The following is a 13,350-nucleotide window of genomic DNA, read 5'->3' on the forward strand; positions in this document are numbered from 1 at the left end:
AAAATGGCAAACGTAACAGATAAGTCTATTTTAACCGCCGCAGGTAAGGCGCTATTGGCACAGCTTAACGCAGAAGAAAAAGCGCTTGTTATCGACAAGATGATTTTTGCCAACGTACCAAACCGCCCAGAATACCCACAGTCTGATGATGTGGTACCAAGCAATGATGTAGTTCATGAAGCTGCAGTTGAACAGCGCGGTCGCCTTTCTGTTGACTCGGTGATCTACAGCACCACACTCACCAGTCAAGAAGGGCCGTTTGAGTTTAACTGGACGGGCGCTTACTGTTCTGAATATGGCGTATTGGTCACGATTGATCATCACGCGCTAACACCTAAGACGGTAGACGAACCAGGTGTTTCAGGTAATACGTTAGTGCGTTCAGTAGTTCTTGAATACAAAGACATTGCTGAAATCACCAACATTACGGTAGATGCATCAACTTGGCAGTACAACGCAACGCCACGTATGAAGAAAATGGACGATGATGTAGCCCAAGCCATCATCGACCAAAACGGCAAAGATTGGTTTATCGAAGACGGTTTCTTGGTAACGCCTCAAGCTAGTGCATTCAACATCAAAGCGGGTGCCGGCTATGTGTCGGGAAACCGTGTCGCCCTTGAATTTGATCGCAGCATTCAAGTACCTAATAAGCCATCTTTCATTTATATCGATGCGCACCGCGAAGGAACGCCAACAGGTGAGCAAGTTACGTTGTTCAACTTTGTTGTGTCTGCAGAAGAGAAAGACGACTACACCGACGCCAATGGGGTGAAGCACTTTGTTTGCAAGATAGCGCAGGTGTTGGGTGATGGTTCTGTGAGTGATTTGAGACCTGAGGGAGATAGCAAACGATATGCTAATACTACTTCGAACGATGGAGATTCCCAGTTGGGAGGTAATATATGGCCAATTTCACCGACAGATAAAGCTGAAGATGGCGATGACTTAACAGGTTACTCATATATTCGGTTGTTTGGTGGTAACTTCCCTGTTATTACACAATTTGCATTGGTAAAAAAAGATGGCTCGAAAACGCCATTAACGGGTGTTTTATCAAATATTAATCTTAGCACAGCTCCATATAGCGCCACTGTTGGCGATGATGATGTCTATTTAGCAATACGGAAATATTGGGAGATGCCAATATCTGGTATTGATGTTAGAGCGTTTGGAGCTGAGTGGAATGATTCAACAGATGATAGTGATGCTGTGCAGGCATGGGTAAATTATCTAGGAATTAGTCATGCATCTGGACAGTTCCCAGAGAACACTGGGCAATTTTCAGGAGTTTTGATTAACACTAAGTACCAAGGGCTTACAATCAAAGGCGTTGGAAAGCAAAGAAGCTCAGTAGGTACTGGGGCTACCATACTAAAGAATAATAAAACAACACCTATGTTTATTATTGCTGGTTCTGGAACAGCAACAGGGCTAGATATAACGAACTTTTCATTTAGACAGGTTGATGAATATGCAGGTGCATTCTTCTCATCAACCAACAGCGTGTCAGAATGTAAAATTTATGAGATCGATTGGAATTTAAAAAATAAAAATACTGGGTTTATTAATATAACTGCAAGGTCAATAAATAATTGCTCATTTAGGCACTATTATGGAACAGCAGCTGTTGGGCAGAAGATACCCCCTTGTAAGTTCATATCTGAACCTGGAGGTTCACAGTTCAACAATGAATGGTCTGATTGGTTTGTAAATTCCAACAATGAAGCACTAGTTCCAATGTTAGTAGTATCTGATGGGAGTGGTGGGGCAACAAGCGGAGCTCATGATTTTAAACGGTTGATCTTTGAGGTTTGCGGTAATGGTGGTGCAATATTATGTGAGTCAATAAAAAATAGTACGTTTACACTAATTTTTTGTGACGATACTGTTTCTAAGAAAGCACACCTCATTCACCTTAAAACAAATGATGCACCAGGTTCTCAGCCTTCCTATTTCAATACATTTATCGGTTGTATCTCAAAACAATCAGATGGAACATTCCAAGATTTGTGTATTGAGGGGCCAGGTACTGGGAGTCAAACAACACTCATTAACTGTGAGCTTGGTAATATTAAAATATCAGGTTTGCCTGCGACGATTATTGGCGGCAATATCATTAATGATAATAGTGTCCAAAAGTCTGTGAAAATAAAGAGTGGAAAGATAACACATTCATCTGGTATCAGCATTCCAGAGATACAAGTTGGCGTTAGTGGTGTAATAAACCCAGGTCAAGCAATTACCGTTAATTTCCCACTGCCGTTTACGAACATACCAAAAGTAACTGCAATACATGTGGGGGCCACGTCAAGAGATGGGTCTTTGACAATATCGTCAGAAACAAAAACTAGCTTCAGTGTTCATAATAGCTCATCTGTTCCAACGATAGCTAATTGGCAAGCAGTAGCACAACTATAATGAGGTTTTAAATGGCTATTTTAAATGACAAGAAAGAAACAAAAGGAATCGTTCTACCTTACAAAAAGATCGGTGCTATTAGTGGTAATAAAGATGGTGTTCAAATATCAATTCTAGAATCTGCAGGAAGAGAGTTTGACTGCCTAAATGGATATCCTGTTCAAATGTCACAAGAGCAATCAATAGCTCTTGGTACTGCACTCACAGAAGTTGTTTACAATTTCTTGAAAAGTGAAGCCCTAATAGAAGGTGATGATTGCTAGAATTTAATTTGACAATTACGGGTAAAGAAAAATGTTAACCCTAAACGGCACTCAGCTCCCATTAAAGAACCTACGCATTAGCGTTCGTCAGCAATTGGCCGGACAGGATATGTCCGGCCAGACCTCGGCTACCGACCAAGCGGAAACAGGCAGCAAAGGTAAAATTCTGACCGTGAAAGGCGTGATTCCATTCACTAAGAAACAACTATTAACCAACCTGTTCAGCATGGCAGAAGCTCAAGAAAACGATGCTCGCCAAATCTACCGCATTAGCAATAAAACGGCAGAAGCCTTGAAAATTCGCCAAGTGAAATTCCAAGGTGCAGTTCGTGCCGATGAGCAAGATTCTCATCGGCAATGGAGCGTTTCATTCGAACTTGTTGAGCACTTATCGGTACCAGAGCGAGTGGAACAACGCCAACCGGATAAACCTGCCGCACAGCAAAAAGTGCAAGGTGTGAATACTCCGGTTGAAGCTGGACAAAGTGGTGATGTCCCGCCAGATACAGAAGTTGAACTTACTGGTGTGATGAAGGTGCTCAAAGCTGTCGATAATGCCTTGGCTTAGTGGTGACGTATGACAACAAACAACAAGTTTCTTTGCCGCGCTTACCTTGGTAAAGACAAAGCCAAGGTGAAAAGCCATCGCATAGTCTTTAGTGAAAACACACCAGGTCGTTGTGAACTCTCAGTTGAAGGAAGTCCGGAGCTAAGTACTATCATCGCTGTGGATTTAGGTTGGGGCGATGATATTACGCGAGTCTTTCTTGGTTACATCGAACGAGTTCAGCCAGCCGAAAAAGGTTGGTCGAAAGTATTCTGCCGCGAATTAGCGGCGATACTCTACAAGCCACTTAACATCATTATGCGCCACCCAACACTTATGCAGCTGCTTAGCGAAGTCACCAATAAAACGGGTCTTCAATTTGTGGTACCAGAAAAAGCCTACAGCAAAACGGCCATTCCTTGTTTTTATAGCGATGGCAACGGCTATCGAGTCATAGACGAATTAGCTCAAGCGTTCAGCATTGATGGCTTGTTCTGGCAGCAACAAGGCAACGGGCAAATTTACGTAGGCAGCTGGAAAGATTCGTTCTGGGCAGATAAGCCCGTCACCATACCTAATGAACTAATGACAAACCACACAGCCAACAAGTCAGTAAAGATACCGGCTATTCCAAAATTGAAGCCAGGTGTTGTCGTGAATGGACTTCGATTAATTGGTGTAGAGTTTGAAGGAACGGAGGCAAAGCTAACATGGATGTGAATGTTATTAGGCGCATTATCTTCCGGTTGTTCCCAGAGTTTACAGGCCAGTGGCACTTGCCAAGGTGGGGAAAGGTTGTCGCATTGCCAGAACTACCAGAAGAGGGTGACTTATCTGATCGCTTTTATCCTCATTATGCCGTGGATGTTCAGCTACTTGATGAAAAGGGCATGGAATACGAAGACAAACCACCACTGCAGGCGGTACCACTTCCGGTGCCTGGTCTTGGTGATCATGCTGGCCGTCTGGAACCACCTGCAATTGGTAGCATTGTAGAGTTAGGCTTTATGTTTGGGCAACCGGACAAGCCTTTTGTTCGTTGCGTTCTTCCACTTGGCTTCAAGTTACCTGGTATCAAAGAAGGTGAAAGCCGATACCAACAACGTGAAGGTGTTTACCACCTGGTAGACCAAGACGGAAACTTTGAGCGAAAGACAGATAAAGACGACAAGCTAGAATGTCTTAACCAACGCATCAAAGTACTGGAAAACCGTTTAGCCGAAATTGAAGGTGACCACACGGAAACCGTCAAAGGTAATAAGGCAACCACGGCTAAGAATATCACCGAGAATGCGGACTCAATAAAGATGAATGGTGGTAAAGGAGTATGCACAGGTGCAAGCATTTGCCCGTTTATGGGTAAACCACATGTAGACGTATCAACCACCGTATTTGCAGGTAAGTAAGATGGCACTAAGCAAAGCATCACTGAAAGAGAAGTTAGAAAACGAATTGAAAGCACAGGGCTTTGTTCTTGAAGGTGAATTCGCTATGGCAGGGAAGATGGCAGAAGCCATTGCTAACGCAGTAGTGGACGAGATTACTCAGAATGCCCAAGTGCCAGTAACAAGCGGCAGCTCAGCTGGAAACTACAAAGTCACCTAAACACATACCATATCATCACCAAGCGCCCACCACGGGCGCTTTTCTTATATCTAAAGCCCAATGGCATAGCTACAGCCTAACGCCACGGAAAGGAGTAATCAGGTGACGGAATCCGCACTCCTCCTCCCCACCTACGACGTTTTCGATCTGGTTTTTTCGCAATTTTGATTTGGTGAAAATCTACAGGGTTAGGTGAAGCGTAGAGCACGTGCTAAAGCCTTTTGCTGTAAGGACTTTGAGTGAGGTGAAATGCTGCTGAAAAGGGCCTATATTGCGTCAAATAGAATTTCAACAATTGCGTTTTTTTTAGATAAATTGCAATAATGACGATCTGTAAGGATCTTGGTTTTGTTCGTAACTTATTGAATATTAATGTGTTGTGGTGTTTTTTGTCAGACTTTTAACGATCTAGTGTATAAAGTGAAAGATCTCTTTTCTTGGCGGTGAAGCTAGGCAAAGCAAGGCTTGACGCCAATCTGATAGTAATTAGATTTTTTCGAAACTGTTCAGGTGCTTAAGCTAGGAAGGAATACGGATAAGAGAGTAGAGTAATGACAGAAAACGTGATTTTGCCAAGCACCTATAAGGTTATAAGAACGATCTAACCCACTCTCTCTCTGTTGCTAACCTATTGATTTATAGTTGAAGCCTAAAAAGAAAGAAGGCATTATTTGATCATAAAATACGGACAGTCGCTGTATAGAAAGAGTTAGCTAACTAGTCATAACTATGTGCGTTTGAAGAATTTATCGATTAATTAGGTCAGGAGTAGAAAATGTTAAGTGGAGTAGTAGTGGAACATGCTGGAGAGAAAGCGGTATTAGAAACTCCTCATGAGTTATATTACAAATTTTCAATAATGGCTTTTGAAAAGCTTCAGGCGTACGCACCAAAAATAAAGCCACTCTTTAACAAAGGTAAAGAACTAACTGATAATGAGTTGAATATCCTTTATGAAAATAGGTTAAGTATGAACAATTTAGTAGTTTATGGTGCATTATCACTAGAGGCATATATAAACTTCTATGCGATTAGGTATAATATCCCTTTCCATAATGACTTTGAGAAAAACCTTTCGACACTAAATAAGTGGAAGATTTATCCTCACCTAAAAACAAACAAAAGTCTTGATGGCTCAGCAATTAAGAAAATAAAAGAAATTTTCAAACTTAGAGATGAAATTGTTCACCCAAAGCCTAACAGAATAATGATTGGTGATAATAAGCCTTACAATGGCAAAAGTGTTCAGTCAAAGATAGAGCTGCTTGATAAAGGACAATATATTGTAGACCTTAACTCAGTCTATAAAGCAATGTTTAAAATTGATTTAGATGAAAAGAAAAGCTATGAGGAAGCACCTTGGATGCTGGAACTTCAAAGGTTAACTTGAGTACGTTAGCTAACAAGTGTTTAAGGTTTCAAGATACTTTCTCTAATCCGGAGTAAGTATCTTAGAGTAATCGCCCTAAACGACCTTTGTCCGGAAATGAGTTTCAAACTTTGATGTCCGGCAACAATAAAACGGAGTGCTTTTACTGGGATTAATCTTACTCATTTAAATATGTGTATCGATGTGTGGACATTTTTGGGACATTCTTGCCTTTTGGTTTTGTTAAGTTTATGAAGTTTAACGCATTTCAGGCTGGCGTTTGGTGAGACCACATCATCAATCACCCAAATCGCGCTTAGTGTGGATTAGTCGCGAATAAAAGAATGAAAAAAAGGCTCACATCTCTGTGAGCCTTTTGCTTAGTTAGGAGGGTCCAAGCAAGTGGACATCGTCATGGCTAAGGTCAATTAAGTGGTAGTTCTGCAACCACTTGATTGAACGCACTACGAGCTTTCTGTGCTTGTTCGGACAACTCAAGTTTCTTCGCTTGTGCTGCGGTTAGATTGCTCTCAGCAAGCTCCAATGCTTGCTGCAACTCTTCCGGCAATTCATGCGTTTCCATCTGAGAGCCTTGTTCAAGAACATATGCTCGAATCTCTTTTTTCACATCTGCCAGCGCTTTGTAGACGGAGCGTTCTAGCTCGGCTGCGTCTTGAGCTGCATCTTTTACTTTCTCAAACTGAGCCAGTGCCATACCTTCAGCGGACCATGGGTCCATGTCTGGCAGTTCTTCGATGTTGATTGTTGGCTCGATGTAGTCGTTTTGATGGCGTAGGTCGAGACTGGTCGCACGAACGGCAGAAACCATCAACATAACCGAAATCCCTAGTAGCGGCAGACCACCCACGATAGCTGCAGTTTGAAGTGTGCTTAAACCGCCCAAGAACATCAAAATCGTTGGCAGAAATGACAGTGTAAATGCCCAGAACATGCGGTTCCAACGCATAGGCTCTTCTGTCACGTTGTTCTGTACTACCGACGCCAAGATGTATGAGATAGAGTCAAAAGTCGTTGCTGTGAAGATAATACACAACAGCGTAAATACCGCGATAACCAGTGTGCTCATCGGCAGTTGGTCAAGCATCGAGAAGATCGCTTTGGTTGCGCCATACTCGTTGAGTACCGCCACCACATCTAAGTCTCCAGACAGTTGCAATGACAGACCGTAGTTACCCAAAATCATGAAGAATAGGAAACAGCCCAAAGATCCAAAGAAGATCGAACCTGTCACCATCTGTTTAATTGTGCGACCACGGGAGATACGTGCAACGAACAAACCCATACTCGGGGCGAATACTAACCACCATGCCCAGTAGAAGATGGTCCAATCTTGCGGGAAATGGGTATTTTCAAATGTACCGTAGCCCCCAAAAGGTTCAGCCCAAGTTGCCATTACAAAGAAATTAGAGAGTAAGCGACCAATTGAATCTAGGCCGGTTTCCAACATAAAGATGGTTGGACCCGCAACAAGCACAAACGCCAATAAACCCATAGCACCCCAGAAGTTGATGTTGCTGAGGATCTTGATGCCTTTCTCTAGGCCCGCGTAGGAAGAGTAGGCAAAAATCGCGGTACAGATCAGCAATACGCCCGCCTGGGTTAGGGTGTTCTTTGGCAAACCGAATAGGTGATTCAAACCTTCGGTGATAAGAGGAGCGGCTAGACCAAGCGTGGTTGCTGCGCCGCCTAAAAGACCAAAGATGAACAGTACGTCAACAATCTTGCCCGGCGTGCCTTTACTGCGATGCTCACCAAGAACTGGCATGAGCGCGCTAGAGATCTTCAATACAGGCTGTTTACGCACATAGAAGAAGTAGGCGATCGGCAAAGCTGGGATCAAATAGATAGACCATGCGATTGGTCCCCAGTGGAATAGCCCATAGGTCGCCGCCCAGCGAACTGCTTCTTCGCTGCCAGGTTCGAGTTGAAATGGTGGTGATTGGTAGTAGTAGGCCCATTCGATACAGCCCCAGTAAAGAATACTGGCACCGATGCCGCCACAAAATAGCATCGCGGCCCAAGAAGCAGTGGCAAACTCTGGCTCTTCATCGGCTTCACCTAGCTTGATCTGTCCCATGTCACTGAATACGACATAAACCATGAAAGCACAGGCTGCTAAGCCAAGAGTTAGATAGAGGAAACCGAGCTTGTCGGTCATGAAGGTTTTCGCGATCGCAATCCATTCTGCCCCTTGTGCAGGGAACATGATCAGCGGAAACACAATCGTGAGTAGCAGTGCAATGGCACCGAAAAAGGTGGGCTTATCAATAAGCGCAAAGGAGTTTTTCACGAGCTTTATTCCATAATAATGAGACCAGAATTATGGTGTGAAGTCGTTTTTTAGAACAAATCAGGAATGTTGTCGTAACGATAAATTTGTAAAGTGATGCTAGTAAAGAGTGGTTCGGTGACTCGCTAGACTAAGGCAAGCAGAATGCCGCCAATGGTTACCGCTGCGGACAGATATTGCCCCGCCGAGTATGAGCCATCTTCCTCTTCTTCAATTTTGTCTGGATGATCCATTCCGAGTGCGCCATGCGCAAAAGATTCAACCTTGTCACCAACGGTTTCGTTTTCAGCTTCGATTTTCTTCGCTTCTTTATCTATCTGTTGCAGGGCGACTAGTAGCGCTTTTCCTTCATCAGACAGCTTAACGGTATTTTGCTCAACCTTAAGCTGCGCAGGCTCTGAAGATACAGGCGTACCTTTTGCGGGCTGAATCTTTGCCGGGCTATAAGTTTGAGTAGCATTGTTGGTAACAGGCGTCATAACACTCTCCGTAGTTGCACCTTAAATAGAGTATCGGCCGAGCAGTGAAAAACTTGTGTAATTAATCACCGAGGTGATGTTTTGCTACTCTATTTAGGCTTGCCTAATTAATAAGCAATAGTTGTGCCGATACTCAGTTAGGTTGAACTACGTGGTTGTGTTATTCGTAGGCTATTTGCACTCTAAGCCTTTTCCTCGATGAGAAAGTTTCTTGTACGCTTTCATACGATTTTCTTGTTTAACGTAGCGCGTTGGTGGAGACAAAACTTGCAGTTGGTAGTCTTCGCTAGAATCACTCAATGATTCGACAGGAGTGATGACCACCACATTCAGATCGGCATTGCGACGTAAAATAGAGGCGGCAGTACCTAAGCCTTGTTCTGTATGAAATTTGCCTGCGACGTGAATGACTTGTTTATCTGGATTTTCATCTAGGTATGTCACAATCGAATCTGCCATGGTTTCATCCCAGGTCACTTGAGCGGCAAATTGTTTTTCGGTTTGCTCAGGTGTGCCATGGTGCATGGAAGCCATGAATTTTTCTTTATACGGGCTGTCACTAGTATTGACGTCGTCAGCTATCCATTGGCGCTCTTCAGGAGTCAATTTTTCTAGGTAATCCATTCCATTACGGCCGATACACTGCACAACAGGCTTTGGTGCATTGGCGGCGATGATATCGATACCTTGTGATTTCGCTAGCTCCACTAGTGGGCGATAGTCACTTTGATAATTTGGCCATGCAGCCGCGCCTGACATGAGAACTTGTTCGCCGATCTCTCCCGCAAGATAGTCGTCGATAACACTCTGGTGCTGCCTTGTGAATTGTTCCATAGATAGGGCAACGTCTTTGCTGTCTGCTAAGCGTGCCTTAAGAAAGTCAGTTTGGAATCTGTGTACAGCAGAGTGTGTATGCCATTCACCAATTAGAACCACATCGGCATCAATCAATGCACTCGGGAGTTGGTTAAGCGCAATCGGCTCCCCTTCTGCAGAAGCGAATTGGTAGTCGTAATAGGTAGTAACTGGGGATAAAACGGCTTTGTTGTCGCCTTGAGCCTGCTGAGAAGGCTGATTTGCACAAGCAGTGAGAAGGGCGGTTAGGCCAATAAGTAAAATACGTTGCATTGAATAACTCCTTGAAGAGTAAGCATACTAAATGAGGCTCACAGAGAATTCAATGCAAACGATAATTAATATCAACTAGCTCTGTTTACGATAAACTCTTAGCATGAAATCGGCCTCGCACTGGTAGCTATCGCTTTGCATCAACTCTTGCTTAAATGATTCTGTTGCCTTCCAAGCGAACGGGGTCATTTGAAGCAGGTCAAAGGCATCCGAACCTGAAAGCTCCATCATGTAGTTTAGGTGCTGTTGGCTCTCTAGGGTAAATCCTTCGATGGTTTCTGGTGTTTCGTCATGCAGTCGCACGCCATCATAGATCGCATCACGCAGTTGATACAGGTGGCGGCCAGCAGGCGTCACTGTAATTACCACACCTTGCTCTTTCAATGTTCGTTGTAACTCTTCTGCCTTACAAGGCGCATAGATGCGTAGAACGGCGTCTAAGCTGCTGTTAGCGAAAGGTAGTCTATGGCTCGATGCCACTGAAAAGTTAACCGCTGGGTAGCGCTTAGCCGCATAACGGATAGCAACCTTAGAGATGTCTAAGCCGTAAATGCTTGGATCACGTTGCGCGAGCTTAAGAGCGATTTCATTGGTGTAGTAGCCTTCACCACAGCCAATATCCAATAGATTCGGCTTTTCCTCTGGTAATACATATTCACACAGAGCAACCACAGCTTGGCGCATTGGGTTGTAGTGGTCACCTTCTAAGAATCGGCGACGAGCTTGCATCATCTCTTTATTGTCACCTGGATCTTTTGAGCGCTTGTGGTGGGCTGGCATCAAGTTGACGTAACCCTCTTTGGCAAGATCAAATTGGTGGTTGTTCTCACACTTGAAAGTTCGATCAACTTGAGTGAGAGATTGGTGACATAAAGGGCACTGGTAGTTCATGACGCTCTCTGTGCGGCTAGTAAAGTGGGCAGCGAGTTTATCAAAAATGTCGCACTAGGCGAAATAAAAAGAGCCGCGTAATGCGGCTCTTGATTGGGTTAATGGAAGAAGTCGACCTGTTGTTTTAGGTCTTGAGCTTGCTGCTGGAGCGCGGTAGCACTTTGCGATGTTTGTGCGCTGGTTTGGCGACTCTCTCTGTTTAGTTCGCTGATTGAGTGCGCATTAGCTGCTATCTCTTGGGTAACGTGTGCTTGCTCTTCAGAAGTCGCAGCAATGGCATCCGCTTGAGAAGCGATGGAATGGATCTGGTCAGCAATCGACTCCAAGGCAGTACCCGCTTCCTGCGCTTTGTCTAAGACAGAGTTAGCACTTGTTTGGCTCTCATTCATCATGCGTACAGCGTTGTCCGTTGAACTCTTAAGAACCGTAATAATGTCTACAACGTCTTTAACTGAAGTTTGTGTACGATGTGCTAGCGTTCTCACTTCATCAGCAACCACAGCAAAACCTCGACCTTGCTCGCCAGCACGCGCAGCTTCAATTGCAGCGTTAAGTGCCAGTAGGTTAGTTTGCTCGGCGATCTCATCAATCATCTTAGTAACGGTTTGAATGCTTTCGCTGTCTGTGTTTACTTTTTCGATTGCTGCCGCTGATTGGTCAAGTTGATCGTTAAGCTGAGCAACATCAATGCAGACGTTCTCAACAATTTCTAAGCCTGATTGACCATCGGTATTCGCAGAACGTACGTTTTCAGCGATGTTTTCGACTTGTTGGGCAACAGATTGCGCCGATGATGCCATCTCTTCAATAGCAGTCACCACTTGCTCAACTTGTTCTTGTTGGCGCTCAGATTGAGTAAGGTTAAGTGACGCATCACTCGCTACACTGCTAGAGTTGCTTTCAACCTTATCGCTCGCTCCACGGATCTCACCGACTAGATTGTTGAGCTGGTGAGCCATGTTAGATAGCCCATTACTCAAGTTAACGATCTCGTTATTGGTATTTCCAGCTGTGCGTGGAATATCGATACTTACTTCACCTTTAGCAAGGCGGTTCATGTATTGATTTAAGGTCGTCAGTGGGTTGAGTGTGCGGCTCAAGAACACAGTTAGAATCAAGAAGGTGATAGAACCAACAACCAAGGATACGATAGCGATCAGTTTAAGCAATTCTTGACTGCCTTTGGTGACTTCACTGATGAAAGTGCCACCAAGCAGTTTCCAGTTCCAGCCAGCGACTTCCGTGTAAACTAGATACTTTTCACCGATGCTACCTTGGTACTCAAATGGGTACTTGATGAGGCCACTCGGTTGTTCAAATAGCTGGTAAAACGGTTTGTTACCTTCGTAATCCTTCACATCAATAATCGAAGGATCACTTTCAGTATGCTTCGGGTGTAATAGGTAGTGGCCCAAATGATCGGGGTTGTTATCAAGCACGATAGTATAGCCAGTATCACCCCAGTGCACGGTTTTCAAAGCGGCAAACAAATCTTGAGTTGCACGCTCTACTGCAAGACCGATGAAAGAGATGCCCATGACTTCACCTTGAGCATCCTTGATTGGTGCGTAATAGGTAATGTAGCGCTGACCATAGAGCTTGATCTGTGCATAGTAAGGCTGACCACTAATCAGTTTTTGATAACCTGGGTGGCTCTGGTCAAGCGTTGTGCCAATCACACGCTCACCTTGCGGGTTCTTTAGCGAGGTCGCAACACGAATGAACTTATCGCCAAGTGGCGCAAATAGCGTGGCAACGGCACCTGTATCACGAGTAAAGCTATCAACGAGTTTAGTGTCGCCGATTAAGCTTTCGCTGTACTGTGTAATGTTTGGTACCTGATGACCTTGGAAGTCGACCGTGTAGTTTTCTACATATACGCCTGCTAGGTAGCCGTTACGAAAAGTGGACTCTAGGACCTCAGCTGTGTGCAAATAAGCATTGAATTGGCCTTCGATGGTCTTAGCCATAGATTCAATTTTAGATTGGTGCTCTTTGAGAGTACTTTCTAACAGCACATTTGAGGCGTTTTGATAAACCAGTGCAGCAATACTGGAAAATGCGATGACTAGACACAGTGTTGTGACTAGCTTTAATTGAAGCCCAACACTTTGATTCTTGTATTTATTCCACATGACGTGCCTTTATTGTTCATTTTGTAAATATATATTTTGCATGCTAGCTATTTATAAAACCAATTAATTTGATATTTATTAATTTAACTATCAAAAAAATAAACAAAGCGAGCGAGTTGCTCATGATTTGACCGGGTGTGTGAGGAATAAATTACAAAAAAAAAGGCCAGAGATTCCGGCCTTGAAGAGATTATTGAATCG

At 43.9% G+C, this 13,350-nt stretch carries 12 protein-coding genes; 7 read left to right on the forward strand and 5 right to left on the reverse strand.

All coding sequences use genetic code 11. The features are described from left to right. Positions 1–3 precede the first annotated feature (3 nt). The 7 genes from VFDL14_RS24990 (at position 4) to VFDL14_RS08365 (ending at position 6,226) form a co-directional block, all read left to right on the forward strand. Positions 4–2,421, forward strand: coding sequence for a phage tail protein (locus VFDL14_RS24990; protein ID WP_032551945.1), 2,418 nt, complete (start codon positions 4–6; stop codon positions 2,419–2,421). Positions 2,422–2,432: 11 nt separating this feature from the next. Continuing rightward, entirely contained in the window at positions 2,433–2,684 is a 252-nt protein-coding gene (locus tag VFDL14_RS08390) for a hypothetical protein (protein WP_032551946.1), read from the forward strand. Positions 2,685–2,715: 31 nt separating this feature from the next. Beyond that, positions 2,716–3,252 carry a hypothetical protein gene (locus VFDL14_RS08385; RefSeq protein ID WP_032551948.1) on the forward strand — a complete coding sequence of 179 codons (537 nt, stop codon included), beginning with the start codon at positions 2,716–2,718 and terminating at the stop codon, positions 3,250–3,252. A 9-nt stretch (positions 3,253–3,261) separates the two neighbouring features. Beyond that, a complete protein-coding gene (locus VFDL14_RS08380; protein ID WP_032551949.1) occupies positions 3,262–3,951 on the forward strand; it encodes a hypothetical protein in 690 nt (229 codons plus the stop codon). Continuing rightward, positions 3,942–4,637 carry a hypothetical protein gene (locus VFDL14_RS08375; protein ID WP_032551950.1) on the forward strand — a complete coding sequence of 232 codons (696 nt, stop codon included), beginning with the start codon at positions 3,942–3,944 and terminating at the stop codon, positions 4,635–4,637. The genes VFDL14_RS08380 and VFDL14_RS08375 overlap by 10 nt, the downstream gene beginning before the upstream one ends. Before the next feature lies 1 nt (position 4,638). Next, positions 4,639–4,836: a hypothetical protein gene (locus tag VFDL14_RS08370; protein WP_032551951.1), complete on the forward strand. Its 198-nt coding sequence runs from the start codon at positions 4,639–4,641 to the stop codon at positions 4,834–4,836. A gap of 775 nt (positions 4,837–5,611) precedes the next feature. Next, a complete protein-coding gene (locus VFDL14_RS08365) occupies positions 5,612–6,226 on the forward strand; it encodes a hypothetical protein (RefSeq protein ID WP_032551952.1) in 615 nt (204 codons plus the stop codon). A gap of 403 nt (positions 6,227–6,629) precedes the next feature. Here VFDL14_RS08365 and VFDL14_RS08360 read toward each other — a convergent pair whose 3' ends face one another. The 5 genes from VFDL14_RS08360 to VFDL14_RS08340 all read right to left on the reverse strand — a co-directional run bounded on the left by VFDL14_RS08360 (position 6,630) and on the right by VFDL14_RS08340 (position 13,149). Further along, the gene (locus VFDL14_RS08360) at positions 6,630–8,516 is read right to left on the reverse strand and encodes a BCCT family transporter (protein WP_032551953.1); all 1,887 of its coding nucleotides are present in this window, start codon (positions 8,514–8,516) and stop codon (positions 6,630–6,632) included. 125 nt (positions 8,517–8,641) lie between these two features. Further along, positions 8,642–8,995 carry a hypothetical protein gene (locus VFDL14_RS08355; RefSeq protein ID WP_032551954.1) on the reverse strand — a complete coding sequence of 118 codons (354 nt, stop codon included), beginning with the start codon at positions 8,993–8,995 and terminating at the stop codon, positions 8,642–8,644. A 171-nt stretch (positions 8,996–9,166) separates the two neighbouring features. Then, positions 9,167–10,123, reverse strand: coding sequence for a ChaN family lipoprotein (locus VFDL14_RS08350; protein ID WP_032551955.1), 957 nt, complete (start codon positions 10,121–10,123; stop codon positions 9,167–9,169). A gap of 75 nt (positions 10,124–10,198) precedes the next feature. After that, entirely contained in the window at positions 10,199–11,014 is an 816-nt protein-coding gene (gene rlmA, locus VFDL14_RS08345; protein WP_032551956.1) for a 23S rRNA (guanine(745)-N(1))-methyltransferase, read from the reverse strand. Between the two features lie 98 nt (positions 11,015–11,112). After that, entirely contained in the window at positions 11,113–13,149 is a 2,037-nt protein-coding gene (locus tag VFDL14_RS08340; protein ID WP_032551958.1) for a methyl-accepting chemotaxis protein, read from the reverse strand. Positions 13,150–13,350: the final 201 nt, after the last annotated feature.

Origin of the sequence: Vibrio fortis (assembly GCF_000695685.1) — a bacterium.
GTDB classification, from domain to species: Bacteria; Pseudomonadota; Gammaproteobacteria; order Enterobacterales; family Vibrionaceae; genus Vibrio; species Vibrio fortis_A.

Excerpts from the sequence above, each read along its gene's own strand:
- VFDL14_RS24990 (WP_032551945.1), top strand. The coding sequence starts at position 4 with ATGGCAAACGTAACAGATAAGTCTATTTTAACCGCCGCAGGTAAGGCG.
- VFDL14_RS08390 (WP_032551946.1), top strand. The coding sequence starts at position 2,433 with ATGGCTATTTTAAATGACAAGAAAGAAACAAAAGGAATCGTTCTACCT.
- VFDL14_RS08385 (WP_032551948.1), top strand. The coding sequence starts at position 2,716 with ATGTTAACCCTAAACGGCACTCAGCTCCCATTAAAGAACCTACGCATT.
- VFDL14_RS08380 (WP_032551949.1), top strand. The coding sequence starts at position 3,262 with ATGACAACAAACAACAAGTTTCTTTGCCGCGCTTACCTTGGTAAAGAC.
- VFDL14_RS08375 (WP_032551950.1), top strand. The coding sequence starts at position 3,942 with ATGGATGTGAATGTTATTAGGCGCATTATCTTCCGGTTGTTCCCAGAG.
- VFDL14_RS08370 (WP_032551951.1), top strand. The coding sequence starts at position 4,639 with ATGGCACTAAGCAAAGCATCACTGAAAGAGAAGTTAGAAAACGAATTG.
- VFDL14_RS08365 (WP_032551952.1), top strand. The coding sequence starts at position 5,612 with ATGTTAAGTGGAGTAGTAGTGGAACATGCTGGAGAGAAAGCGGTATTA.
- VFDL14_RS08355 (WP_032551954.1), bottom strand. The coding sequence starts at position 8,995 with ATGACGCCTGTTACCAACAATGCTACTCAAACTTATAGCCCGGCAAAG.
- VFDL14_RS08350 (WP_032551955.1), bottom strand. The coding sequence starts at position 10,123 with ATGCAACGTATTTTACTTATTGGCCTAACCGCCCTTCTCACTGCTTGT.
- rlmA (WP_032551956.1), bottom strand. The coding sequence starts at position 11,014 with ATGAACTACCAGTGCCCTTTATGTCACCAATCTCTCACTCAAGTTGAT.
- VFDL14_RS08340 (WP_032551958.1), bottom strand. The coding sequence starts at position 13,149 with ATGTGGAATAAATACAAGAATCAAAGTGTTGGGCTTCAATTAAAGCTA.